The organism is Serratia sp. CY43202 (assembly GCF_052168755.1).
GTDB lineage: Bacteria > Pseudomonadota > Gammaproteobacteria > Enterobacterales > Enterobacteriaceae > Serratia > Serratia bockelmannii.
The window spans coordinates 222,537-246,412 of record NZ_JBJNMB010000009.1 but is presented as its reverse complement, the minus strand read 5'-3'; the positions used below and the strand labels follow the sequence as shown (position 1 = coordinate 246,412).

30 protein-coding genes are annotated in these 23,876 nt (G+C 59.7%); 14 read left to right on the top strand and 16 right to left on the bottom strand.

Annotated elements, in window-relative coordinates; translation table 11 throughout:
- Positions 1-293: 293 nt before the first annotated feature.
- Together ACJ8J5_RS19800 and ACJ8J5_RS19795 are read right to left on the bottom strand one after the other, a co-directional pair.
- Positions 294-980, bottom strand: coding sequence for a response regulator (locus ACJ8J5_RS19800; RefSeq protein ID WP_025303996.1), 687 nt, complete (start codon positions 978-980; stop codon positions 294-296).
- 32 nt (positions 981-1,012) lie between these two features.
- Positions 1,013-2,605 carry an ATP-binding protein gene (locus ACJ8J5_RS19795; protein WP_049205224.1) on the bottom strand — a complete coding sequence of 531 codons (1,593 nt, stop codon included), beginning with the start codon at positions 2,603-2,605 and terminating at the stop codon, positions 1,013-1,015.
- Positions 2,606-2,931: 326 nt separating this feature from the next.
- Between ACJ8J5_RS19795 and ACJ8J5_RS19790 the strand changes: the two genes are divergently transcribed.
- Complete coding sequence (locus ACJ8J5_RS19790; protein WP_049211742.1) at positions 2,932-4,287, top strand: 2-hydroxycarboxylate transporter family protein; 1,356 nt, start codon at positions 2,932-2,934, stop codon at positions 4,285-4,287.
- Between the two features lie 98 nt (positions 4,288-4,385).
- On the opposite strand, the gene ACJ8J5_RS19785 is transcribed toward ACJ8J5_RS19790, so the two are convergent.
- Positions 4,386-5,357, bottom strand: a complete 972-nt coding sequence (locus tag ACJ8J5_RS19785) for a patatin-like phospholipase family protein (protein WP_025303993.1) — start codon at positions 5,355-5,357, stop codon at positions 4,386-4,388.
- Positions 5,358-5,563: 206 nt separating this feature from the next.
- Here ACJ8J5_RS19785 and ACJ8J5_RS19780 point away from each other — a divergent pair, with 206 nt between their 5' ends.
- On the top strand, positions 5,564-6,508 hold the full coding sequence (locus tag ACJ8J5_RS19780; protein ID WP_089196200.1) for an MBL fold metallo-hydrolase: 945 nt from the start codon (positions 5,564-5,566) through the stop codon (positions 6,506-6,508).
- 12 nt (positions 6,509-6,520) lie between these two features.
- Here the strand turns inward: ACJ8J5_RS19780 and ACJ8J5_RS19775 are convergent, their stop codons facing one another.
- Positions 6,521-7,414 (bottom strand): LysR family transcriptional regulator, encoded by an 894-nt coding sequence (locus ACJ8J5_RS19775; RefSeq protein ID WP_414104914.1) that lies wholly within the window; start codon positions 7,412-7,414, stop codon positions 6,521-6,523.
- A 102-nt stretch (positions 7,415-7,516) separates the two neighbouring features.
- On the opposite strand from ACJ8J5_RS19775, the gene ACJ8J5_RS19770 reads away from it, so the two are divergent.
- The 4 genes from ACJ8J5_RS19770 (at position 7,517) to ACJ8J5_RS19755 (ending at position 9,168) form a co-directional block, all read left to right on the top strand.
- Positions 7,517-8,257, top strand: coding sequence for an SDR family oxidoreductase (locus tag ACJ8J5_RS19770; RefSeq protein WP_060434294.1), 741 nt, complete (start codon positions 7,517-7,519; stop codon positions 8,255-8,257).
- 64 nt (positions 8,258-8,321) lie between these two features.
- Entirely contained in the window at positions 8,322-8,516 is a 195-nt protein-coding gene (locus ACJ8J5_RS19765) for a DUF1289 domain-containing protein (RefSeq protein WP_049205216.1), read from the top strand.
- A 77-nt stretch (positions 8,517-8,593) separates the two neighbouring features.
- The gene (locus ACJ8J5_RS19760; RefSeq protein WP_142591357.1) at positions 8,594-8,881 is read left to right on the top strand and encodes a CopG family ribbon-helix-helix protein; all 288 of its coding nucleotides are present in this window, start codon (positions 8,594-8,596) and stop codon (positions 8,879-8,881) included.
- Positions 8,881-9,168, top strand: a complete 288-nt coding sequence (locus ACJ8J5_RS19755) for a type II toxin-antitoxin system RelE/ParE family toxin (protein ID WP_043138388.1) — start codon at positions 8,881-8,883, stop codon at positions 9,166-9,168. The genes ACJ8J5_RS19760 and ACJ8J5_RS19755 overlap by 1 nt, the downstream gene beginning before the upstream one ends.
- A gap of 43 nt (positions 9,169-9,211) precedes the next feature.
- Here the strand turns inward: ACJ8J5_RS19755 and nrdF are convergent, their stop codons facing one another.
- The 5 genes from nrdF to ACJ8J5_RS19730 form a co-directional block, all read right to left on the bottom strand.
- A complete protein-coding gene (gene nrdF, locus ACJ8J5_RS19750) occupies positions 9,212-10,183 on the bottom strand; it encodes a class 1b ribonucleoside-diphosphate reductase subunit beta (protein ID WP_033639549.1) in 972 nt (323 codons plus the stop codon).
- 8 nt (positions 10,184-10,191) lie between these two features.
- Positions 10,192-12,336: a class 1b ribonucleoside-diphosphate reductase subunit alpha gene (nrdE, locus tag ACJ8J5_RS19745; RefSeq protein ID WP_071845116.1), complete on the bottom strand. Its 2,145-nt coding sequence runs from the start codon at positions 12,334-12,336 to the stop codon at positions 10,192-10,194.
- Entirely contained in the window at positions 12,318-12,722 is a 405-nt protein-coding gene (nrdI, locus tag ACJ8J5_RS19740; protein ID WP_004928930.1) for a class Ib ribonucleoside-diphosphate reductase assembly flavoprotein NrdI, read from the bottom strand. Before nrdI ends, nrdE begins: the two co-directional genes overlap by 19 nt.
- Positions 12,723-12,731: 9 nt before the next feature.
- Positions 12,732-12,962 carry a glutaredoxin-like protein NrdH gene (gene nrdH, locus ACJ8J5_RS19735; RefSeq protein WP_004928934.1) on the bottom strand — a complete coding sequence of 77 codons (231 nt, stop codon included), beginning with the start codon at positions 12,960-12,962 and terminating at the stop codon, positions 12,732-12,734.
- A gap of 272 nt (positions 12,963-13,234) precedes the next feature.
- Positions 13,235-13,666 (bottom strand): carboxymuconolactone decarboxylase family protein, encoded by a 432-nt coding sequence (locus ACJ8J5_RS19730; RefSeq protein WP_414104913.1) that lies wholly within the window; start codon positions 13,664-13,666, stop codon positions 13,235-13,237.
- A 95-nt stretch (positions 13,667-13,761) separates the two neighbouring features.
- Between ACJ8J5_RS19730 and pdxR the strand changes: the two genes are divergently transcribed.
- On the top strand, positions 13,762-15,195 hold the full coding sequence (gene pdxR / locus ACJ8J5_RS19725; protein ID WP_414104912.1) for a MocR-like pyridoxine biosynthesis transcription factor PdxR: 1,434 nt from the start codon (positions 13,762-13,764) through the stop codon (positions 15,193-15,195).
- Positions 15,196-15,256: 61 nt separating this feature from the next.
- Here pdxR and ACJ8J5_RS19720 read toward each other — a convergent pair whose 3' ends face one another.
- On the bottom strand, positions 15,257-15,565 hold the full coding sequence (locus ACJ8J5_RS19720) for a DUF883 family protein (RefSeq protein ID WP_004928950.1): 309 nt from the start codon (positions 15,563-15,565) through the stop codon (positions 15,257-15,259).
- 229 nt (positions 15,566-15,794) lie between these two features.
- Here ACJ8J5_RS19720 and asr point away from each other — a divergent pair, with 229 nt between their 5' ends.
- On the top strand, positions 15,795-16,145 hold the full coding sequence (asr, locus tag ACJ8J5_RS19715) for an acid resistance repetitive basic protein Asr (RefSeq protein WP_004928953.1): 351 nt from the start codon (positions 15,795-15,797) through the stop codon (positions 16,143-16,145).
- Positions 16,146-16,340: 195 nt separating this feature from the next.
- On the opposite strand, the gene ACJ8J5_RS19710 is transcribed toward asr, so the two are convergent.
- Complete coding sequence (locus tag ACJ8J5_RS19710; RefSeq protein WP_414104911.1) at positions 16,341-16,721, bottom strand: DUF4440 domain-containing protein; 381 nt, start codon at positions 16,719-16,721, stop codon at positions 16,341-16,343.
- Entirely contained in the window at positions 16,718-18,100 is a 1,383-nt protein-coding gene (locus ACJ8J5_RS19705) for an MFS transporter (RefSeq protein ID WP_414104910.1), read from the bottom strand. The genes ACJ8J5_RS19710 and ACJ8J5_RS19705 overlap by 4 nt, the downstream gene beginning before the upstream one ends.
- A 105-nt stretch (positions 18,101-18,205) precedes the next feature.
- On the opposite strand from ACJ8J5_RS19705, the gene ACJ8J5_RS19700 reads away from it, so the two are divergent.
- The 3 genes from ACJ8J5_RS19700 to ACJ8J5_RS19690 all read left to right on the top strand — a co-directional run bounded on the left by ACJ8J5_RS19700 (position 18,206) and on the right by ACJ8J5_RS19690 (position 20,815).
- Positions 18,206-19,111, top strand: coding sequence for a LysR family transcriptional regulator (locus ACJ8J5_RS19700; RefSeq protein WP_197811344.1), 906 nt, complete (start codon positions 18,206-18,208; stop codon positions 19,109-19,111).
- 90 nt (positions 19,112-19,201) lie between these two features.
- Positions 19,202-20,374 (top strand): MFS transporter, encoded by a 1,173-nt coding sequence (locus ACJ8J5_RS19695; RefSeq protein ID WP_089196196.1) that lies wholly within the window; start codon positions 19,202-19,204, stop codon positions 20,372-20,374.
- A 102-nt stretch (positions 20,375-20,476) separates the two neighbouring features.
- Positions 20,477-20,815, top strand: coding sequence for a DUF2002 family protein (locus tag ACJ8J5_RS19690; protein ID WP_197811343.1), 339 nt, complete (start codon positions 20,477-20,479; stop codon positions 20,813-20,815).
- Between the two features lie 26 nt (positions 20,816-20,841).
- On the opposite strand, the gene ACJ8J5_RS19685 is transcribed toward ACJ8J5_RS19690, so the two are convergent.
- Both ACJ8J5_RS19685 and ACJ8J5_RS19680 read right to left on the bottom strand, forming a co-directional pair.
- A complete protein-coding gene (locus tag ACJ8J5_RS19685; RefSeq protein WP_025303978.1) occupies positions 20,842-21,288 on the bottom strand; it encodes a DUF1198 family protein in 447 nt (148 codons plus the stop codon).
- Between the two features lie 67 nt (positions 21,289-21,355).
- A complete protein-coding gene (locus ACJ8J5_RS19680) occupies positions 21,356-21,691 on the bottom strand; it encodes an MbeD/MobD family mobilization/exclusion protein (protein WP_004928976.1) in 336 nt (111 codons plus the stop codon).
- Positions 21,692-21,875: 184 nt separating this feature from the next.
- Between ACJ8J5_RS19680 and smrA the strand changes: the two genes are divergently transcribed.
- On the top strand, positions 21,876-22,448 hold the full coding sequence (gene smrA, locus ACJ8J5_RS19675) for a DNA endonuclease SmrA (protein ID WP_025303977.1): 573 nt from the start codon (positions 21,876-21,878) through the stop codon (positions 22,446-22,448).
- Positions 22,449-22,498: 50 nt separating this feature from the next.
- On the opposite strand, the gene ACJ8J5_RS19670 is transcribed toward smrA, so the two are convergent.
- Positions 22,499-22,912, bottom strand: a complete 414-nt coding sequence (locus ACJ8J5_RS19670; RefSeq protein ID WP_016929826.1) for a DoxX family protein — start codon at positions 22,910-22,912, stop codon at positions 22,499-22,501.
- Between the two features lie 193 nt (positions 22,913-23,105).
- On the opposite strand from ACJ8J5_RS19670, the gene ACJ8J5_RS19665 reads away from it, so the two are divergent.
- Positions 23,106-23,336: a (4Fe-4S)-binding protein gene (locus ACJ8J5_RS19665; RefSeq protein WP_115116547.1), complete on the top strand. Its 231-nt coding sequence runs from the start codon at positions 23,106-23,108 to the stop codon at positions 23,334-23,336.
- Position 23,337: 1 nt separating this feature from the next.
- A complete protein-coding gene (locus tag ACJ8J5_RS19660) occupies positions 23,338-23,616 on the top strand; it encodes a GNAT family N-acetyltransferase (protein ID WP_016929824.1) in 279 nt (92 codons plus the stop codon).
- Positions 23,617-23,648: 32 nt separating this feature from the next.
- Here ACJ8J5_RS19660 and ACJ8J5_RS19655 read toward each other — a convergent pair whose 3' ends face one another.
- Entirely contained in the window at positions 23,649-23,831 is a 183-nt protein-coding gene (locus tag ACJ8J5_RS19655) for a YodC family protein (protein ID WP_016929823.1), read from the bottom strand.
- Between the last annotated feature and the right edge of the window lie 45 nt (positions 23,832-23,876).

Here is a 23,876-nt window from a genome sequence, read left to right as displayed (position 1 = left end):
AATGGGATATTAGTGGTTTACATCAAGGTTTTAATTAGTTATGGTAATTTGGCCCGTGACTCAAAATTGACGGCCGTTATTCGCCATAATGGTTTGGTTTTTGGGGAAATAATACGGTGTGGTGCAGAGAAATATTTGGGCGCCGCGCCTGCCGTTCGGATAATAAAAAACCCGACCAGAGGCCGGGTAAAAAGTCATCAGTATTTCATCAGTTTTAACGACAGGTGCCGATATCGAGGGGGATATCGTCGAGCGCTATGTTATCGCCGTAATATGACAGCCAGATGGCAGCCTCAGGCCTTGCGGTACAGCCGCCGCGGATGGCCGATATTGCCGTACAACATCTCTACCCGCACGAACTGGGTGGCGACGCAATATTCCAGATAACGCCGGGCGGTGGTCTTGCTGATGCCGACCTGCTCAACCACGTCTTCCACCGCATGCGCTACCGTCGGCTGGGCGATAAACAGCGCCTGCACCAGCTCAAGGGTATTGGTTTCGATGCCTTTGGCGCTCGGCTCGCTGGAGAACTGCTTCGACTGCAGGTTGTACAGCGCATCGACGTTATCCTGATCGATGATCTTGAAGGTACGCTGGGTCTGTACGAACTGCATGAAACGTTCGAGCGAATTGCGTAGCCGCTTGTAGGACACCGGCTTGATGATGTAGTCGAAGGCGCCGTTGCGGATCGCTTGGCTGCAGGTATGCATGTCGCTGGCGGCGGTGATGAAGATCACCGAACAGGCGGGGTTCTTCACCGCCGGCTCTTCCATCAGCTCGATGCCCTGACCGTCCGGCAGAAAGTTATCCAGCAGGATCAGGCGCGGCTGATGCGCGTTGGCTTTGGCTCGCGCTTCGGCCAGCGTGGCGGCGTAAGCCACCACCCGCAGGTTGAAATTTTTCTCGATGAACTCCGCGTGCAGCGTCGCCAGTTGCGGCTCGTCTTCCACGATCAGAACGTCCAGTGCTTGGTGTGACATAATCGGGTGCTCAAAAAATCGGGTTATGGGTTTTATTTAGGGATAAATATAGAGAATATCGCGCCGTGCGGCTCGTTGTCCGACACTTCTATGCTGCCATGCGCCTGCGCCACGTGGCTGGCGACCAGATGCAGGCCGATGCCGTGGTCGCTTTTATCCGCTTTGGTGGTGACGCCCTGTTCAAACAGCGTATCACGAATCTCCTCAGCGATGCCGGTACCGCGATCCGCCACCTCGATCACCAGCTCGTCGCTGCCATCGCTGATATAGAGTTCGATCGCATCGTGCGGCGCCGGGCGGTGCAGCGTCGCCTCCACCGCATTATCCAGCAGGTTGCCGACGATCGACATCAGTTCGGTCTCATTCAGCGCCGCCGGGATCTGCCGCAGCTGGCAGGCCGGATCGAAGCGCAGCTCGATGCCTTTTTCTCTGGCGCTGGAATATTTGCCCAGCAGCAGGCCGCACAGCGCCGCCGAACTGAAGCGCTGCGAGATGAAATCGAGGATCTCCTGCGCGCCCTCCGACTGGGCTTCCACATAGCGAATAGCCTCGTCGTAGCGCTGCATATGCAACAGCCCGGCCAGCGTGGCGGTCCAGTTCAGCTGCTCGTGGCGCATGATGCGCAGGTTGTCGGCATAGCGTTTCACCTGGCTGAGCTGGCTGCTCAGGGTATTGATGTCGTTCTTGTCGCGGAAGCTGATCACCCAGCCTTGCAGCTCCTGCTCCTGCATGATGCGCACCCGGCTGGCGATCACCCGCACGTGGTTGAAGCGGCACACTTCGTCGTGCGTATCCTGGCCCAGTTGCGCGGCGGCGAAGAAGTCCGGCTGCGCCTGGATCACGTCGCCGATTGGTCGGCCCAGCAAGCTGGCGGCGGGCTGGTGTAGATCCAATAGCTCGCGCGCCGCATGGTTGATGGTGATGATCCGCAATTGCGGATCGATGGCGATCACGCCCTCATAAATGGCTTCCAGCAGCGCTTTTTGCTGGCGCACCAGCAGCGCGATCTCTTTCGGTTCCAGCCAGAACATCTGGCGCTTGAGATTTTTCGACAGCAGCCAGGAAAAAACGAACAGGGCAATCAGCAGCAGCACGATAGAGCCGATAATTTGCGTCAACGTCCTGGCATTTAAATTATCGATATGCGATTTCAAATAACCGACGGAAACGATGCCGATCACCTGATTATTTTCATCCAGGATCGGCGCCTTGCTACGTAATGATACGCCGATGCCGCCCTTGCGAATGGAAATAATGCTTTTCCCTTCCAGTACCTCTTTATTATCGCCGCCGATCATCGGTGTGCCCAGGCGGCCTTCGTATTCGGAATGATAAAGATGGCGGGCATGATTATCGCCGATGACGATATAGCTGGCGTCGCTGCTGGCGCGGATTTTTTTCATCAACGCAGCGATCCTGGCGGCGTCGTTGTTTTCCACCGCGTCCACCAGCGAAGGGATAAGGGCGATTTCCCGCGCCTGCACCTGGGCGCGGGCGCCGAGATCGCGGTGCAGTTGCGCATCCAACTGGTAATAGGTATAGGCGCCGATACAGGTCAGCAGCAGGCAGGAGAAGGCCACCAGGCACAGAAACAGTTTGATTTGAAATGAGAGTTTGAGGCGCATGGTGGAGCTTCACCGTAAAGAGATCCTGAAGCCTTACCCTATCACGATAAGCGGGGTCTGTAATATTGCGCTCGATCAACTTGTGATCCCTCACACGGGATTAGAGTGAACCGGACGAGAATTGTTCGTCTGCGATAAAGTTGATAAGCTTTAAAATAAAAACGGTATTAACACCATTAAAACCACGTTGGTTTTTACATAATCTTAATTAACCCCATAGAAACCATAACCACCATTAAAAACCCTTTTTAACTTTGAACATAATCACAGCAGATAATCCGTGCGCTTCTCTATGATGGCTGAACAAACTAATAAGAGGCCAGATTATGAGCACAACAGATGATTCTTACCTCGTAGCCAAAGACAAGACCGCTGATATTCCTCTGCGTGAGAAATGGTGGCGGATACTGGACAATTATAAAGTAGGGATTATTCCGTTACCGTTCTTTATTCTGGCCGGCGTATTGATTCTGCTCGACTGCCTGGAAGGCAAGTTGCCGAGCGATATCGTAGTGATGGTGGCCACCCTGGCGTTCTTCGGCTTCGCCTGCGGCGAATTCGGCAAGCGCCTGCCGCTGATCGGCAAAATGGGCGCGGCGGCAATCTGCGCCACTTTCATTCCTTCCGCGCTGGTGCACTATGGCCTGCTGCCGGACGTGGTGGTGGAATCGACCACCAAGTTCTACAAATCGACCAACATTCTGTACCTCTACATCTGCTGCATCATCGTCGGCAGCATCATGAGCATGAACCGCCAGGTGCTGATCCAGGGCTTCCTGCGCATCTTCATCCCCATGCTGTGCGGCGAGATCGTCGGCATGCTGGTGGGGATGGGCGTTGGCATGGCGCTGGGCCTGGAGCCGTTCCAGATCTTCTTCTTCCTGATCCTGCCGATCATGGCCGGCGGCGTAGGTGAAGGGGCGATCCCGCTGTCGATGGGCTACGCGGCGATCCTGCACATGGAGCAGGGCGTGGCGTTGGGGCGCATTCTGCCAATCGTGATGCTCGGCAGCCTGACTGCCATCGTCATCGCCGGCCTGCTCAACCAGTTGGGCAAGCGTTATCCGCACCTGACCGGCGAAGGCAGCCTGATGCCGAGCAAGCAGGGCGACAGCGACATGAACGCCGTGGAAAAAATCAGCGGCAAGGTGGACGTCAGCACCATCGCCTGCGGCGCGCTGCTGGCCATCCTGCTGTATATGGTAGGCATGCTGCTGCACCGCCTGATCGGTCTGCCGGCGCCGGTGGGCATGCTGTTCGCCGCCGTGGCGGTGAAGCTGGCGCACGGGGTGTCGCCGCGCATTCAGGAAGGCTCGCAGGTGGTGTACAAATTCTTCCGCACCGCCGTGACTTATCCGATCCTGTTCGCGGTCGGCGTGGCCATCACGCCGTGGCAGGAGCTGGTGGACGCGTTCACCGTACAGAATCTGATCGTGATCGTCACAACCGTTAGCGCGCTGGTGGCGACCGGTTTCTTCGTCGGCAAGAAAATCGGCATGCACCCTATCGACGTGGCGATTGTCTCCTGCTGCCAGAGCGGGCAGGGCGGCACCGGCGACGTCGCGATCCTCACCGCCGGCAACCGCATGTCGCTGATGCCGTTCGCCCAGATCGCGACGCGTATCGGGGGCGCTATCAACGTCTCGCTGTCGCTGCTGGTATTAGCCAAGTTCTTCGTATAACTCCTATAAATCCTTAGCGTTACTTTGCCTTTCCCCGCCCCCGCGGGGATTTTTTTTGCCCGCGCGCCGGCCGTACGCGCGGGCAGGGGTAATACCGGTTACGCTGCCTGTTTCATGGCGGCGTCGTACCAGGCGAAGTAGCGCTCTACGCCGCGGCGGCCGGATTCGATCAGCGCGCGTTTCTTCTCCTCGCTGATGCCGAACTCCAGCGTGCCGACGTCGAGCGTATCGACATACACGGTGCGCTTCCAGTCGTCGCTGTCCAGATGCACCTTGGTTTGGATGTCCAGCATCACGTTGGCCACCGCCAGGGTGAAATCAAACAGGTTGTTGACCGGCGTGCGCGGGCCGGCCTGACCGGCGGCCTGGGCGATTTCGCCGGCGGAGTCGAGGCGAAGGCCCAGGGTGCGGGTGTTGATGCGTTGGCTGGAGGCGTCGATGTAAGGCGGCGTGGCGGAGAAGTCATAGTCGAACAGTCGCACCGGGTAGTTGTCGATCATGCCGCCGTCGATGCACAGGTCGCCCAGAGTATTGTTCTTCGCCACGAAGGCGAAGGGGAACGACATCGAAATGCGCAGGCCGTCCGCCACTTTCATGCGCGGCGTGGTACGGTGAGAATAAACCTCTCGCTGGCCGCTGTTGAGGTTGGCGCCGATAAAGTAAATCGACTTGAACCCTTTCGCCGCCTTCATCGCTTCGAACTGCTCGAAGGTGATATCCGGGTTGCCGGTATACTGCTTGATAATATCGCGTGACCATTGATAGAAATAATCGCCGGGCGCGATGCCGTATTGATTAAACAGGCGATAGGCATCCTGGATCGTACCGAAAAAGCCGCCGTTATAATCGAGGAATTTTTTAAAATCCATCGCCGACAGAATCTTGGTGACGTCCGCCGAGCTGCAGCCCAGGCCGACCAGCAGCGCGGCGATGGCGCCCGCCGAGGCGCCGGAGGTTTGCTTGATCTGCGGCATGATGCCTTTGGCTTCCAGCAATTCCAGCGCGCCGCCATAGGCGATGCCTTTTACGCCGCCGCCTTCAAAGACCAGATTTTCGAATTGATAGTTCATGATATTTCCTCACTCGTGGTTTAGGGAGTAAGAAAAATAACGAAGTCGCGAACCGGAAAATATTGATTGGGGTTGTGTGAGTCGGCAAACAAAATTATTCACAATAAATATATTGTTCATATATTTATCAAAGGCATTTATTAAACAGGCGCATCGGGATTTTTGCGTCAATACTTAGCGCTGTTCAATTCTCGCAAGGAGTCATCATGTTCTGGAAACGTTGTCTGCTGGGCGCGGCGCTGGCCGTTATGTCATTACAGGCCGGGGCCGCCGCGCCGCAGGCTAAAACCCCGACGCCGGGATTTTATCGCATCATGCTGGGCAGTTTTGAAGTGACCGCGTTGTCCGACGGCATCATTCGTTTGCCGGCGGACAAGCTGTTGCTAAACACCACGCCGCAGCAGATCGCCGCCGGGTTGGCCGAGCGGCATCAAAGCCTGCCGGTGGTCACCTCGGTCAATGCCTATCTGATCAATACCGGCGATAAGCTGGTGATGATCGACAGCGGCGCCGGCCAACTGCTGGGCGACGGCCTGGGCAAGCTGGCGGATAACCTGCGCGCGGCGGGTTACCAGCCGGAGCAGGTGGATGAGATCTACCTGACCCACATGCACCCGGACCATCTCGGCGGCCTGACGCACGACGGCAAGGCGGTATTCCCCAATGCGGTGGTGCGCGCCGCCAGCCAGGACGCGGACTTCTGGCTAAGCGCGGACAAACTGAAACAGGCTAGCGCGGGCAGTAAAAGCAACTTCGAACGGGCTCAGGCGGCGATCAAGCCGTATCAGGCGACCGGTCACTTTAAGCCGTTCAGCGGCGACGGTGAGCTTTCCCCGGGCATTGCCGCCTTTGCCGCCCACGGCCATACGCCGGGGCACAGCGTGTATCAGGTGACCAGCCAGGGCCAGAAGCTGTTGCTGTTGGGGGATCTTATCCACGTGGCAGCGGTGCAGTTGCCGCATCCGAAGGTGGCTATCAGCTTTGACAGCGACGCCAAGGCGGCGGTCGCTCAGCGGCTGCGGATATTTGGCGACAGCGCGCGGCGGAGCGAACTGGTCGGCGGCGCACACCTGTCGTTCCCGGGGTTGGGGTATCTGAACCGCCAGGGCGACGGTTACACCTGGGTGCCATTGAACTACGGCGCGCTGTAACGCACGCTCTCGTTATCGGTTCCGCTCGGCGAATACCCGGCTGAACCAGTCGAGAAACACGCGCACCCGCGGCGACAGCTGGCGGTTGCGCGGATAAAGCAGCGAGACCGGCATCGGAGGAGAAGGCCAATCCGGCAGCAGCGGCAACAGGCTGCCGTCGGCCAGATCGCCGCGCAGGTGATAGCGCGGCACCTGAATAATGCCCAACCCGGCGCGGGCGGCGGCGACCAGGCTCTCCGCCGCGCTGACCGATACCGTCGCCGGCAGCGTGATGGGCTGCGCTTGCCCCGCCACCGTGAACGCCAGCGGCATCAGCGCACCGGTCGCCGAAGAGCGAAAGCCCACCATGCGGTGATGGCGCAGATCGTCCAGGCTTTGCGGCGTGCCGAAGCGCTGCAGGTAGGCCGGGGCGGCGCAGGTCACCTCTTCCAGCTCGCCCAGGCGGCGCGCCACCATGTCGCTGTCCCGCAGTGTGCCGACGCGCACCACGCAGTCGATGCCTTCCCGCAGCGCGTCCACCAGCCGATCGCCTTCGCTCATATAGAGCTCGATATCCGGGTATTGCGCCAAAAAATCCGGCAAATCGGGCAACAGAAAATGGCGCGCCAGCGTGCCGTGCACCTCGATGCGCAGCAGCCCGCGCGGTTTGGCGCCGGCGAATGTCATCTCCGCCTCTTCGATGTCCGCCAGAATGCTCAGGCAACGCTGATAGTAGGCTTCTCCGTCCAGCGTCGGGCTGACGTGGCGGGTGGTGCGTTGCAGCAGCCTGACCTGCAGCCGGGCTTCGAGCTGTTTGATGGCGTCGGTCACGGTGGAGCGCGGCAAGTTCAGATCCTGCGCCGCCTGGGTGAAGCTGCGTTGTTCTACCACGCGGGTGAACAGACGCATGGCGTCGATTCTGTCCATAATTGTTCGCTTATTTCGGATAGTGATGACGAAGAATAGGGGATTATTCGCTGTACCGAAAGGTGCATGATGACAGTACATTAACCCGATGAGGAGATATCCATGAATCACGCGACTCAACGCGTCGCCATCGTCACCGGCGCATCGCGCGGTATCGGCGCCGCCATCGCCGAGCGTCTGGCCATCGACGGCTTTACCGTCATCATCAACTATTCAGGCAACCCGGCGCCGGCCGATGAGCTGGTGCGCAAGATAGAACAGCGCGGCGGCCGCGCGCTCGGCGCCAAAGCCGACGTCAGCGATGCGGCTGCGGTCACCCAGCTGTTCGACAGCGCCGAACAAGCGTTTGGCGGCGTCGACGTGCTGGTCAATAACGCCGGGGTGATCGCGTTGGCGCCGGTGGCGGACATGCGTGATGAAGACGTGGATCGCCTGCTCGACATCAACCTGAAAGGCAGCTTCAATGCGATGCGCGAGGCGGCGAAGCGCCTGCGCGACAACGGCCGCATCATCAACTTCTCTTCCAGCGTGGTGGGGTTGCTGCAGCCGGGTTACGGTATGTATGCCGCCAGTAAGGCGGCGATCGAAGCGCTGACCAGCGTGCTGGCGAAAGAGCTGCGCGGCCGCAATATCACGGTGAACGCCGTCGCGCCGGGGCCGACCGCCACCGGCTTGTTCCTCGACGGTAAAACCCCGGAGCTTATCGAGCGGCTGGCGAAGATGGCGCCGCTGGAGCGTCTGGGCACGCCGGAAGATATTGCCGCGGCGGTGGCGTTCCTTGCCGGGGCTGACGGCGGCTGGATCAACGGACAAACCCTGCGCGCCAACGGCGGCATCATCTGATTGACGACGCGCCGCCGCAGGATCGGGTATCCTGTGGCGGAACTCATCACATCAAGGGCAGCGTATGGCGGGCGACAATCAGCAATTCCAGCACGGCGTGAGATCGCCCTGCGTCAGCCTGTGCCGCATCGACGACGAAACCCAGCAGTGCCGGGGATGCCGGCGCACGCGGGCGGAAATCGCCGCCTGGCCGACCGCCAGCGACGCGGAGAAACGCGCTATTTGGCGGCAGCTTGAGCTGCGTCAATCGGTGAAATAATCCTCTGCATTATTGCGCTGTCAGACTTCATGTAGCACAATTGAGCTACATGTGATTGACCGACGTTGGGAGCGATTATGTCGACGACGACCATCCGTATTCCAGATGAGCTTAAAGCCCGAGTCGCTGCCGTCGCCGAGCTGGCTGGCGTGACGTCTCACAGCTTTATTTTGCAGGCAATAGCGGAGAAAACGCAGCAGGAAGAGTTGCGCCGCGACTTTGAGAATGAAGCGGAAAAACGCTATGCCAAGATAATTGCGACGGGAGAGACGGTCTCTTGGAAAGAGATGCGCGGTTATTTGGAAAATTACGCAGCCGGTAACACTGACGCTGTTAAACCTCCGGTAAAAAAATTGGGGCGCTGATGGCAAACGTCGAGTTGGCGCCAGAGGTCAGGGATGATATCGAACGTATTCTCGCTCATTTGGCTCAGTATGGTGCCGTGGATCCAGGGCGGCGCATTCAGGAAATCATCCAGGCGATTGCGGTATTGGAACATAATCCATTGATCGGACGAGCCCTTGGCTCAGGGCTGCGTGAATTGATTATTGGGCAGCAAGTTCGCGGTTATTTGGCGCTCTACAAATATATCCCTGATATCGATACGGCGTTTGTTCTGGCGATCCGTAGTCAGAAAGAACAAGGGTATTGAATGCACGATACCGGCCTGAAAGACCGGTATCGCTGTCATGTTCTCAGAAGTCCCAGTCCTCATCCTCGGTGTTGACCGCCTTGCCGATGACGTAGGACGACCCTGACCCGGAGAAGAAGTCGTGGTTTTCGTCGGCGTTTGGCGACAGCGCCGACAGGATCGCCGGGTTGACCTCCGCCATCGCCGGTGGGAACAGCGCTTCATACCCCAGGTTCATCAGCGCCTTGTTGGCGTTGTAGTGCAGGAAGGTCTTCACGTCTTCCGTCCAGCCGACGCCGTCGTACAGTTCCTCGGTGTAGCGCACCTCGTTGTCGTACAGGTCTTGCATCAGATCGAAGGCGAAATTTTTCACCTGTTGGCGCCGTGCGGCGTCCACTTTCTCCAGCCCTTTCTGGAACTTATAGCCGATATAGTAGCCGTGCACCGCCTCGTCGCGAATGATCAGGCGGATCAGATCGGCGGTGTTGGTCAGCTTGGCGCGGCTGGACCAGTACATCGGCAGGTAAAAGCCCGAATAGAACAGGAACGACTCGAGGAACACGCTGGCGACCTTTTTCAGCAGCGGATCGTCGCTGCGGTAGTGCGCCAGAATGATGCCGGCTTTCTTCTGCAGCGCGCGGTTTTCCTCGCTCCAGCGATAGGCGTCATCCACGTCCGGCGTTTGACACAGGGTAGAGAAGATTGAGCTGTAAGAGCGGGCGTGCACCGCCTCCATAAAGCTGATGTTGGAGTACACCGCCTCTTCGTGCGGCGTCAGCGCATCGGCGATCAGGGCCGGCGCGCCGACGGTGTTCTGGATGGTGTCCAGCAGCGTCAGCCCGGTAAACACCCGAATGGTTAGCTGCTGCTCCTTCGGCGTCAGCGTGGCCCAGGACGGGATATCGTTGGACAGCGGCACCTTCTCCGGCAGCCAGAAGTTGGAGGTCAGGCGGTTCCACACCTCCAGATCCTTGTCGTCTTCGATGATGTTCCAGTTGATGGCGCGCACCAGCGGCGCCGATGTTACGGTCGTCATAAGTTGCCTCACAGCGCGCAGGACACGCAGCCCTGCACCTCGGTGCCTTCCAGCGCCATCTGGCGCAGGCGGATGTAGTAAATGGTCTTGATGCCTTTGCGCCAGGCGTAGATCTGCGCGCGGTTGATGTCGCGGGTGGTGGCGGTATCGCGGAAGAACAACGTCAGCGACAGCCCCTGATCGACGTGCTGCGTTGCGGCGGCATAGGTATCGATGATTTTTTCCGGGCCAATCTCGTAGGCATCCTGGTAATACGCCAGGTTGTCGTTGGTCATGTACGGCGCCGGGTAGTAAACGCGGCCGATCTTGCCTTCCTTGCGGATCTCGATACGCGAGACGATCGGATGGATGCTGGAGGTGGCGTTGTTGATGTACGAGATGGAACCGGTCGGCGGCACCGCCTGTAGGTTCTGATTGTACAGCCCGTGCATCATCACCGACTGGCGCAGCGCGCGCCACTCGTCGCGGCCCGGAATGGCGATGCCGGCGGCGGCGAACAGCTCGCGTACCCGCTCAGTCTGCGGCAGCCAGTCGCGCTCGGTGTACTTGTCGAAGTACTCGCCGCTGGCATAGCGCGAGTGCTCAAAGCCGTCGAACGCGCCGCCGCGTTCGATCGCCAGCCGGTTCGAGGCGCGGATGGCGTGATAGGCCACGGTATAGAAATAGAGGTTGGTGAAGTCGATGCCTTCTTCCGAGCCGTAGAAAATGCGCTCGCGCGCCAGGTAACCGTGCAGATTCATCTGGCCCAGGCCGATAGCGCGGGCGCTGCGGTTGCCCTCGGCGATCGACGGCACCGAGCGGATATCGCTCATGTCGGCCACCGCGGTCAGCGCGCGGATCGCGGTCTCGATCGCCTTGCCGAAGTCCGGCGCGTCCATGGTTTTGGCGATGTTCAGCGAGCCGAGGTTGCAGGAGATGTCCTTGCCGATGCGATCGTAGCTCAGATCTTCGTGATAGGTGCTGGCGCGGTTGACCTGCAGGATCTCCGAACACAGGTTGCTCATGTTGATGCGCCCGGCGATCGGGTTCTCCCGGTTGACCGTGTCCTCGAACATCACGTAGGGGTAACCGGATTCGAACTGGATCTCCGCCAGCACCTGGAAGAACTCGCGCGCGTTGATGCGCGACTTGCGGATACGCTTGTCGTCCACCATCTCGCGGTATTTTTCACTGACGCTGATTTCAGACAGCGGCGTGCCATACACCCGTTCGACGTCGTAGGGCGAGAACAGGTACATCTCTTCGTTGTTCTTCGCCAGCTCGAAGGTAATATCCGGGATCACTACCCCCAGCGACAGCGTCTTGATGCGGATCTTCTCGTCGGCGTTTTCCCGCTTGGTGTCGAGAAAACGCAGGATGTCCGGGTGGTGGGCGTTGAGATACACCGCGCCGGCCCCCTGGCGCGCGCCGAGCTGGTTGGCGTAGGAGAAGGCGTCTTCGAGCATTTTCATGATCGGAATGACGCCGGAGGACTGATTCTCGATGCGCTTGATCGGCGCGCCCACCTCGCGAATATTGCTCAGCATGAAGGCCACGCCGCCGCCGCGTTTCGACAGCTGCAGCGCGGAGTTCACCGCCCGGCCGATCGATTCCATATTGTCTTCGATGCGCAGCAGGAAGCAGGAGACCAGCTCACCGCGCTGGCGTTTGCCGCAGTTGAGGAAGGTCGGCGTGGCCGGCTGGAAGCGGCCCGAAATCATCTCCTCCACCAGATCCTGCGCCAGGGCGGTGTCGCCCGCCGCCAGCGTCAGCGCCACCATGCACACCCGGTCTTCGTAGCGTTCCAGATAGCGCTTGCCGTCGAAGGTTTTGAGCGTATAGCTGGTGTAGTACTTGAAGGCGCCGAGGAAGGTCTCGAAGCGGAATTTCTTGGCGTAGGCCTGCTGGAACAGCTGCTTGATAAACGGGAATTCATACTGCGCCAGCACCTGCGGCTCGTAGTAGCCTTCCTCCACCAGATAGCGCAGCTTTTCCTCCAGGTTATGGAAGAACACGGTGTTTTGGTTGACGTGCTGCAGGAAGTAGTGCCGCGCCGCCAGCCGATCTTTATCGAACTGGATCCGGCCTTCCGCATCGTAAAGATTGAGCATCGCGTTGAGCGAATGGTAATCCAGCGCGCCCGTCTCGGGCCTGGTCAATTCTGTCGTTGCCAAAATGCGGTTACTCCCTGTCTAACGTTTTCAACGTCTTGCGTCGTGCCGAGCAGCTCGAAGCGGTACAAAAAAGGCACCTGGCATTTTTTGGCGATGATGTCGCCGGCGATGCCGTACGCTGCGCCGAAGTTGGTGTTCCCGGCGGCGATGACGCCGCGCAGGTATGAACGGTTTTGCGGAACGTTGAGAAAGCGGATCACCTGGATCGGCACCGCGCCGACGGCGCTGCCGCCGCCATAGCTGGGTACGATCAAGATATAGGGTTGTTCCATCAGCAATTTGCTGCGGGCGCCGGCGATCGGAATGCGGATCGCCGGCAGGCCCAGTTTCTCAACGAACCGATGGGTGTTCTCCGAACTGCTGGAGAAATAGACCAGCGGATTCATCGTCGAGCCTCAGCAGGTGAGCGCCAGCGCGCCGATTTTGTCCGGCCGGAAACCGGACCAGTGGTCGTCACCGGCGATAATGACCGGAACTTGCTGATAACCTAAGGATTTAACGTGGTTCAGCGCCTGCTGATCCTGGGTGAGGTCGATCACCTGATAATCAATCCCCTGTTTATCAAATGCGCGATAAGTGGCGTTGCACTGGACACAGTCCGGCTTACTGTAAATAATAATGCTCATGATTCGCATTTACCTTTAGGCTGAAGGAAAGGCGGGCAAGTCAGATAACGGAGCATCGTTCCTGGCGTTTCTGACGGCGTTATCAACCGAACGACATTCCCTGCGGTTGACTCATAAAATACTATATGTAGATATTTTTTTTATCAACCACTCTATATATGGTGTTTTGTGGGATTGGGAGCGCAGGCCGCGCTGGGGCTGGAAAAGGCGAGGGAAAAATTTTTTGCGGGTGAGAAATTCCCCCTCTCAGTGAAGAGGGGGAGTCGAGCGCATTACTGACGCATGCTGACGGCCAGACGATTGAAGGCGTTCATGATGCTGATGGCGAAAGTCAGATCGGCGATCTCGGTATCGCTGAAGTGCGCTTTCAGCGCCTCGAAAGCGCTGTCCGGCGCGCCGGTGGCGGCGATCAGCGTCACTGACTCGGCCCATTCCAGCGCGACGCGCTCGCGCTCGCTGAATTCATGGCTGACGCGCCAGCCCGCCAGCGTATCCAGCTTGGAATGGCTGAAGCCGCTTTCACGCAGCGCTTTGCCGTGCATGTCCAGGCAGTAGGCGCAGCCGTTGATCTGCGAAACGCGCATAAACATCAACTCGATGGTCGCCTTGTCCAGGGCGCCTTTCTCCAGCGCCATCAGCGCGCCCACCATATTTTTGTACGGGGCGGGCGCCAGCTCGGCATAGTTCAAACGTTGCTTAATCATGGTCAACCTCAATCGGTAGTAACGAAATCATGGCGCTACTTTAGCGGCCTTATGGTCTATGCTATAGGGCCATAAAATGATTATTTAACCGGGCCATGATGCCAACTTTCCTGACCTCGCTGCGGCTGGACAGCCGGCTCGCCGAGCCGCTGTACCGGCAGATTTACCAGCGGATTAAAGACGCCATTACCCAGGGCAGCCTGGCGGCAGGCAGCCGGTTGCCCTCAGTGCGCGGGTTGGCGAGCGATCTGGGCGTGGCGCGCGCTACGGTGGAAAGCGCCTACGCGCAACTTATTGCCGAAGGTTTCTTGCAGAGCCGCGGGCAGGCGGGCACCTATGTCTCGCCACAGCTGCCACACATGCCGCCGGGCGCGGTCCCCGCTGCGCCACCGCTGGCGGCAATGGCGCCCGATCCGCTGCAGCCGCAAGGCATGCTGCAGCCTTTCCAACTGGGGGTACCGGCGCTGGACGCGTTTCCACGGGCGCTGTGGCAGCGCATTGTCGCCCGCCAGCTGCGCAGTTCCACGGTGGCTTCTCTGGCGCTGCCGCCGGCCGGCGGCCTGCCTGAACTGCGTGAGGCGATCGCCCATTATCTGCATTTGTCGCGCGGCATCAGCTGTCGGCCGGAGCAAATTTTCCTCTGTGCCGGTTATCCGGCGTTGTTGGACTGGGTGACGGAGACGCTGTTACATGCCGGCGACGCGGTATGGATCGAAGATCCCGGCTATCCGGTCACGCGTCCGCTGCTGCTGGCCGCCGGCGTCAGGCCGGTCGCTGTGCCGGTGGATGAACAGGGCATGGACGTGGCCGCCGGTATTCTGACGGCGCCTGAGGCGCGGCTGGCGGTGGTGACGCCGACCCATCAAAGCCCGCTCGGCGTCTCGCTCAGCCTGGCGCGGCGCATGGCGCTGCTCGACTGGGCGCAGCAGCGCGGGGCCTGGATCCTCGAGGATGACTACGACAGCGAGTTTCGCTATCACGGGCGGCCGCTGCCGCCGCTGAAAAGCCTCGATGTTCAGGGTCGGGTGCTGTACGCCGGCACCTTCAGCAAAACGCTGTTCCCGGCGCTGCGCATGGCTTATCTGGTGGTGCCCGTCGGTCTGACGGAAACATTCGCGCGCAGCAGCCGGCTGCGTGGCTGCGGTTGCCCGCCGCTGCTGCAGGCCGGCGTGGCGGATTTTATCCGGCAAGGGCATTTCTATCGCCACCTGAAACGCATGCGGCCGTTGTACCGCCAGCGGCGCGAGTGGCTGACGCAGGCGTTGGAGCGGCAGCTGGGGGCGTGGCTGACGACGGTGCCGCAACAGGGCGGCATTCAGCTGTTGGCCCGGCTGCGCGACGGCTTGGCGGATGCGCCGTTGGCGGCGCAAGCCTGGCAGCAGGGGCTGGCGGTGCAGGCGTTGTCTGACTGGCGAATCGACCATCCGGTGGGGCAAGGGTTACTGCTGGGGTTCGCCAATTTCAGCCGGCGAGAGGAGGCGGAGCGGGCGGTACAGGGGCTGGCACAGCTGTTTAAACACGCAAATTAAACGGCCCGCGATTTCCGCGGGCCAGACGCACATCTGTTTTATCTTTATGACTGCAGGGGTGTTAACGCCGGGCCAGCAGCACGCCGAGCACGATGCCGACGGCGGCACCGATCCCTACGCCCTGCCAAGGTTTGTCACGCACATAGCTGTCGGCTTGATCGACGGCGTCGCGCGCATGCTGTGTCAGACTGGTGGAGCCGTTGAATCGCGCCCGAGCGTCGCGCAGCACGCCTTTCGCCTTGCTGTGCAGCTCTTTCAGTTCCTCTTTGGTCTTATCACCGGACTCGCGCAACACTTCATCCAGCGTATCGGCCAACAGAGTGACGTCCTGATCGATATCGCGTTCTGTTCTTTCCGCTTTCTTAAACATTCAGCTCTCCATTTCGACACATGTCTTTTAAGTGTAGACCATGCCGAGAATTGTGTGGCCGATCACGGAAAAAAACCGCCGTCACGCAGGTGTTTGCCGGCGCGTGGGCTTTGTACATTTGGTTACTCGGCGAAACCAATCACTCACGGAAGCGGCGGTTTGATTCCACTAGTATCTGTTTCAACGGCTCCACCGGGGCTTACCGAAACAACACTCTGAGGATTTAAAGATGAAAAAAGTATTAGCGCTGATCGTTGCTGCCACTATGGGTCTGTCTTCTGTTGCTTTCGCTGCTGATACCGCAGCTACTGCTCCGGCTACCACCACCGCGCCAGCTGCGACCACCACTACCGCTGCGCCAGCGGCTGCTGCTGAAAAAGCGCCAGCTAAAGCAACGCATCACAAGAAAGCCAAGCACCACAAAAAAGCGCCAGCCCAGAAAGCTCAGGCCGCTAAAAAGCACCACAAAAAAGCGCCAGCTCAGAAAGCCCAGGCTGCTAAAAAACACCACAAAAAAGCGCCAGTGCAGAAAGCTCAGGCCGCTAAAAAACACCACAAAAAAGCCGGTAAAAAAGCTTAATTAATTGATGGTTGCGGAACCGGAAGGTTCCGCACTCTCCAGCCCGTATTCCAGACACCCGGTTCTTCCGGGTGTCTTCTTTTGAGGCGACGAACGATGATCCATCGCTATCTGTTTGAAGTCATTTTCAGCGCGGTAACCCTGTGTGGGGTGATCGTCGGTTGGGAATTGTTTTTGGCCGGCAGCTTCCTGTGATCATTGCGCTGCGGCAGTTTCGTGCAAATGCCGCCAGCCGAGCGCGTCGGGCAGGCGTTCAAACACCACCGTGGAGTAGCGCAGCGTGGCGCTTTGTCCCGGCAGACTCTGTTTTTCCCGGTAGCTGACTACCGCGCCCGTCGGCCATTCGGCCACCAGCTTCATCTCTTCTATCTCGATTTCCAATCCCGGTTTGGCGGCGCGATGCGCGCGGAAAAAAGCGCACAGCGCGGTGAAATCCAGCGGCGCGCCGTTCAGCGCGATCATGCTGAATTCCGGCGTAAAGCGCGCCAGCAGCGCTTGCTCTTCTCCGGCGCCTTTGCCCAGCCAGCGTTCAATGGCGATGTGGGCGTCGATCACTTCGCTAAAATACGGGTTCATAAAGCACCCTGTTGAGCGTTGAGTTGGCGCACGATGGCGCGGTTGGCGAGGCGCAGGCACAGCAACAGCGGGATAAATACGCTGGCGCCCGCCAGAATGAAGCAGGTTCGGTAGGCCGCCGCGGGCGGCAACACGGTCAGCAGCAGATTCAGCAGCAGGCTGAGCAGCGCCACGCCGAGGCAAAAACTGAGCTGGCGGTTGATGTTCCACAGCGCGCTGGCGTCCGCCAATTGGCCGTCGGGGATCTGCAGGAACGCGCTGCTCTGTGCGGTGCTGCTGCACAGGCTGCCGCCAAACCCCATCAGGGCGAAGGCGGCAATCTGCAACGCGTGCTGCCCGGCCAGGTCGATCTGCGCCAGCGTCAGCATGCCGGCGCCTTGCAACAGACAGCCGGCGATCAGCAGCGGCCGCGGGCCGAGGCGGTTAAAGCTTTTGCCGGTCAGCGTGATGGCCAGGAACGACGCCAGCGCCCAGGGCAGCATCAGGCCGCCGACCTGTGCGGCGGGCATCCCCAGCTGGTTTTGCAAATACAGCATCGCCACCAGGCTGACGCCGATGAACAGGCCGGGAATGCACAAATAAACCGCCATGGCGTTGCGCAGCAGCGGATCGGCGACCAGCCGCAGGTTCAGCAGCGGCTGCGGGGTACGCAGGCTATGGCGCAGATAATAGGCCAGCACCAGCAGACCGGTGGCCAGCAGCGCCGCGCCGGAAGCTTGATGGCCGGCTTCGCTCAGCCGGGTCAGGCCGAGCAGCAGCAGCGTCAGCGCCGCGCAGGCGCTCAGTAATCCTGTCGCGTCGAGCGGTTTGCGCGCCGCCGTCGGCGTTTCCGCACGCAGCCACAGCGCCGCCAGCGCCAGTGCCAGGGCCGCCAGCGGCAGGTTGGCGAAAAACACCCAGCGCCAGTCCAACCGATCGACGAGCCAGCCGCCCAGCGCCGGTGACAGCGCCGGTGCCAGCAGCCCCACCAACATGATGGCGGCCGACAGCCCGGCGCGTTCATGGCTGCGGTACAGCTGATAGGTCAGCGTTTGGCCGATGGGGATCAGCAAGCCGCCGCCCATGCCCTGCAGGGTGCGCCAGCCGATCAGCGCGCCGATGCTGTCGGCGTTGCCCGCGCCGAGGGTGGCCAGCATGAACAACGCCAGCGACAGCAGAAACACCCGCCGTCCGCCGATGCGCTGCGCCAGCCAGGCGCTGAGCGGGATCACCAGCGTCAGGCCGAGAATATAGCCGTTGCTGACCCACGCCAGTTGGCTGACCGACGCCCGCATCACCTGGCCGATGGCGGGGTAGGCGACGTTGGCGATAAACATATTGATCAGATCGACGAAAAAGCCGAGCAGATAGACGATTGCCACTTTGCTGCGATAAGACATGGTGCCTCCGGTTGAAGGCGAGCAGTGTATCGGGGGGAAAAGTGCGGATAAATCGGCGGCGGGTGATTACACTGTCAAAATTATTTTGACAATAAGGGCGACGAAATGCTGAATTTGCAGCGTCTGGCGATCTTTGCGGCAGTGGTGGAAGCGGGCAGCTTTACCGCGGCGGCGGCGGCGCTGGGGCAAACCAAGGCGGTGGTGAGCTTTAACGTCAAGCAGCTGGAGAACGAGCTGGGGGTGTCACTGCTGGCGCGCAGCACCCGGCGGCTGTCGCTGACCGATGCCGGCGAACGCTTCTACCAGCGCAGCCTGCAGCTGCTGCAGGAGGCGGAAAATGTGCTGGACGACGTGCGTCGCGATCATCACGGGCTGAGTGGCGTGCTGCGTATCACCAGCACGCCGGAGTACGGCGCCCAGGTGGTGGTGCCGGCGCTGGCGGCATTTTCGCGACAGCATCCGCGGCTGCGCATCCAGCATGTCTCTTCTTCTTATCATGCCGATCTGATCTCTGAGCGCTTCGACGTGGCGATCCGTCTGGGCCAACTGGCGGATTCCAGCCACCGCGCGGCGCTGATCGACAGCTTTGCCATTTTTCCGGTGGCGTCGCCGGGTTATCTGGCCGACCGGCCGATTCATTCGCTGACGGATCTGGCGCAGGCGCAGTGGATCGCCCACAGCCGGCTCAGTTCGCCGCTCAGCTGGCAGATGGTCACGCCGCAGCGCGAAGCGGTGCTGTTCAAGGTTGCGGACGCCGCCACGCTTACCGGCGACAGCGCTGCGGCATTGCTGGCGTTCGCCCTGCATGGCGCCGGGGTGGCGCTGCTGCCGGCGTGGCTGGCGCAGCCCGACATCGACGCCGGCCGGCTGCAGCGGTTGCTGCCGGATCACCGTTTCCCCGAGCAGAGCATCTATGCGCTCTACCCGAACACCCGCCATGTGCCGGAGAAGGTACGAGCCTTTATCGATTTTCTGCGTGCGCGGGTGGCGGCAAAATCGTTAGCGAAATAATAATTCGTTATAACTCTCTCATTTATCATCAAATCTCATCGGGGTATGCTGGAGGGCTTCGTCTACCCCGTCCGATGCGAGCCACCTTCGATGACCGCAGAAAATAACCTCCAGCTGAACCGACGTATTTTGTCCGTGGTGATGTTCACCTTCGTCTGCTACCTGACCATCGGCCTGCCGCTGGCGGTGTTGCCGGGATTTGTGCATGACCACCTGGGCTACAACTCGGTGTTGGCGGGCCTTATCATCAGCGCGCAATACTTCGCCACGCTGTTCAGCCGCCCGCACGCCGGGCGTTACGCCGATCAGCTGGGGCCGAAGAAGGTGGTGCTGTTCGGCCTGGCCTGCTGCGGTGCCAGCGGCCTGTTTTACGCGCTGGCGTTCGGCGTTGACGGTTACCCGTGGCTCAGCCTGCTGTTGCTGTGCGTGGGGCGGGTGTTTCTCGGCGTCGGCGAAAGCTTCGCCAGCACCGGTTCCACGCTATGGGGCATCGGCCGGGTCGGGGCGATGCACACCGCGCGGGTGATTTCCTGGAACGGCGTTGCCACCTACGGGGCGATGGCGGCCGGGGCGCCGCTTGGCGTGTACCTGAATCAGCAGTGGGGATTGGCCGGGGTGGCGGCGCTGATCGTGCTGGCGGTTGCGGTGGCGCTGCTGTTGGCGAGCGGCAAGCCGGACGTCTCGATCGCCGCCGGGCAGCGCATCGCCTTTAGCGCGGTGTTCGGCCGCATCTGGGCCTATGGTCTCGGTCTGGCGATGGGCACCGTCGGTTTCGGCGTGATCGCCACGTTCATCACACTTTACTATGCCGACAAAGGCTGGAGCGGCGCGGCGTTTTCGCTGACGCTGTTCAGCTGCGCCTTCGTCGGCATTCGCCTGATCTTCAGCAACGTCATTAACCGCCACGGCGGGTTGAAGGTGACGCTGGCGTCGTTTCTGGTCGAGATCGTCGGGCTGCTGTTGATCTGGCAGGCTGGTGAGCCCTGGATGGTGCAAACCGGCGCGTTGCTGGCCGGCGCCGGTTTCTCGCTGGTGTTCCCGGCGCTGGGCGTCGAGGCGGTGAAACAGGTGCCGCCGCAGAACCAGGGCACGGCGCTCGGCACCTATTCGGCGTTCCTCGACCTGGCGCTGGGCATCACCGGCCCGCTGGCCGGGCTACTGATCGGGCAGACGGGCGTGCCGTCGATCTATCTGGCGGCGGCGCTGCTGGTGGCGCTCGGGGTGTTGCTCACCCTGCGCCTGCTGCAGCGCAGCCGGGCCTGATTCAGGAATAGTCCGAAACCCGGATTCCTTCCCAGAAAATCATTGTTTCGGTGAATGATTACGGTAAGGTCGCTCAGCGGTCCAGAATGAGAGGAGGAATCGATGTATTTACGGCCGGATGAAGTGGCTAAAGTGTTGGAGAATACCGGCTTTGAGCGTGATTATGTCACCGATCAGGCCTATGGTTACCGCAAGGGCGCACACTACGTGTATGTGAATCGCGAAGCGCGGATGGGCAGAACCGCGTTGGTGATCCACCCGGCGCTGAAAGAGAGAAGCGTGCATTTCGCCACGCCGACCTCCCCGGTGCGCTTCAGCGAGCAGTATCTGGAGTTTCCCCTGGATTTAAGCAACGACACCCCGAACCAGCGCTACGGCATCGCACACGGCTTCAGCTCGCGCGAAGCGCTTTCGCGCTACCTTTACAGCATGTTCCTGTAATCGGTCCCCCGACCCGGGGGACGCTATCAGCCGTGGGCCAACGCTTCGCGGTTGAAACGCTCGTTGTAGGCGCGGCGGAATTGCGCCAGTTCAAACGCATCAATATCCAGCTCGGCGAAGTAAAACAGCGCCGCTTCGGTGTGCTCGGCGTGTAGCTCCGGTGACAGCCCGGCGCGCAGCAGCACGTCACGCCACAGGGCAATCTGCTCGTCGTCCGCCTGTTTGATAAACGTCAGGTAGATGAACAGCAGATAAGCCGCCTGGTGCATCTCTTCGGTGTAGCCGTTGTTCAGCATGCGGATAAAGGTCTGGCTTTGGCGGCCGCCCATTTCCTGGATCATCGATTCGATCAGCATCGGCTTGACCCTCAGCAGATGGGCCAGCGAATCGATGGCTTTGCGGGTGTCGGACGTCAAGATGCGGTAACCGATAATGAATACGACGATCAGGGCGGCGAGGATGATCCAGGTCATTTAGGCTTTATTACACTCTCAATACGCCAGAAGAGGGGCGGGAGGCGCTGTGCGACAGCGCCCGCTATCAATGCTGTTCGCCGCTGAAATTACCGACCGCGCTCTGTTGGCGCAGGTGGTGATTGAAGGTGGCCGCGTCTTTGGCCAGCGCGTCCAGATGGGCGCCGAGCATTTTGATCTGCTTGACTAGCGCATGCTGTTCCGGCACCGAACTGGCGGTGCTCAGTTTGCGCGCCAGTTGTTCATTCTGCGCCCGCAGCGCGGCTTCGCGCTGTTTGGCTTCTTCCAGCAGTTGCTGCAGCGCCTGGTAGCTCTGCTGCCATTCGCGGTGTTGCCGTTCGAAGCTGCTCTGCAACTCATTCATCGCATTTTGAAACTGGATTTCCAGCTCGCGCATTGTCATGGGCTCGATCCTTTGCGGCACTCAATGATGGCTTAGCAGTATAGCGAAAACTGTTCGCAAGCTCACCCGTTGACGACAAATGAGACAAATGCCGCTGACAATTCCCGGCTTGCAACCGCGCCAAGGCGTCTTACAATCGACCCCATTCCCAGCCGTAAAGGCTGCCGTTCAAGAGAGGTGGAACATGAGCGAGCAGGAAAAAGACTTTTTTGAACAGGCGATGGCGGACGTGGTGCCGCTGGAGAGCGGACGGCAGACGCTGTACCTCAAGCCGCAGGCGGCGGTGGACAAAAGCGCGCGGCGCGAAGCGCAGCGGCTGCGGCAGGAAAACTTCCTCAGCACCGATTTTCTCGAGGTGATCCCCTGTGAACAGCCGCTGGAGTTCAAAGGGGAAGGCATTCAGCAGGGCGTGCTGGACAAACTGCGCAACGGGCGTTACCCGCCGCAGGCGTCGCTGAACCTGCTGCGTCAGCCGGTTGAAGCCAGCCGGCAGGCGCTGTTCCGTTTCATTATGCAGGCGGAGGCGCAAAATCTGCGTTCGCTGCTGATCGTGCACGGCCGCGGGCGGCAGAACGAAAGCCATCCGAATATCGTGCGCAGTTACGTCGCCAAATGGCTGGCGCAGTTTGAGCAGGTGCAGGCGTTTTGCCGCGCCTTACCGCGCGACGGCGGCGAGGGCGCTTGTTATGTCACGTTGCGTAAATCGGCGCAGGCCAAGGCAGAAAACTTTGAGCGCCACGCCAAGCGCAGTCGTTGAAAGGATAGCCGAAATAAAATGGCCGGCGAATATCGCCGGCCATCGATGAATTATTTATTAAATATTTTATAGTCCAGCGAATAACGGCCGGCGCCGGTTACCGCCAGCAACAGCAAACCACCAATGATGCTGATGTTTTTAAAGAAGTTAATTTCGTTGCCCATCATTTCCATGCCGGTCATTTTCCAGAACGGATGGCCGATAAACGCGGTGCCCAAGACATACAGGGCGAAAATGACCGCGATAGGCCGAGTAAACAGGCCGAGAATAAGCGCGATGCCGAAAATAAACTCCACCACCACGGCAACGATCGCCGCCAAATAAGGCATCGGCGTGCCATAGCCTTCCATCGCCGTGACGGTTGCACCGAAGTTGACCAGTTTCATCCAGCCGAAAATGATAAACAGAACCATCAGTAGAATACGGGACAGCAGAATTACGCCGTCTTTTGAGCTATCACCCATTTCGAACTCCTTAGCCACTGTCGGAATTATGTTGTCTTGCTGATTAAAGATTAGAACAATTTACGTTTTTTTCTAGCGGCGACGGGCGGTTGCGCCACTTTTTTCGTTGGGTGAGACGCGTGGTGAAGCCGACGGCATTGCCTATACTTGAGCCTGGAGCAAAAACAATTAAAACAGGCAATGTGAGGCCAAGATGGATGAGGAATTGACCGCCGACGGTTACCGCCGTTATTCCGGCGACAAGATTGACGTTTATTTTAACAGCGCGATATGCCGCCATTCCGCCAACTGCGTGCGTGGCAACGCGGCTATTTTTACCCTGAACCGCCGGCCGTGGATTATGCCGGACAATGCCGACGCGGCCGAAGTGAAACGCGTTATCGACACTTGCCCCAGCGGCGCACTGAAATATAGGGAGAAATAATATGGAACATAAAATACTGGCAGACGAGAAGCGTTTTTATATCAATGACGAGCATGGCAAGCTGATCGCCGAGATCTCTTTCGTGCCGAGCGGCGACAAGCTGACCATTATCGATCACACCTGGGTGGATGAGTCATTGAAGGGGCAGGGCGTCGGCAAAAAGCTGGTGGCGCTGGTGGTGGAGAAAATGCGCGCGGAGCAGCGTAAAATCATTCCGCTATGCCCGTTCGCCAAGCATGAGTTCGATACCACCCCAGCCTATCAGGACATTCGCGCCTGAGGCGATAACGGGGCGCGGCGCGCCCCGATCATTCAGCAGACGCCGAAATCGCCGTCCTCGTGGTACAGCGCCACCTCGTTGGCCTGCACCTCCGTACGCTGCTCTTTACCCAGTTCATTCCAGCTGCAAACCAGGGTTTCGCCGTCGATCGCCACCACGGTCATCTTCGGGCCGCCGGTGGTGCGTTGTACAAAATCACCGATATTGAATGCCATGCGTTCCTCCACAACAGATTAAACCTCATCTATTGATAACACAGA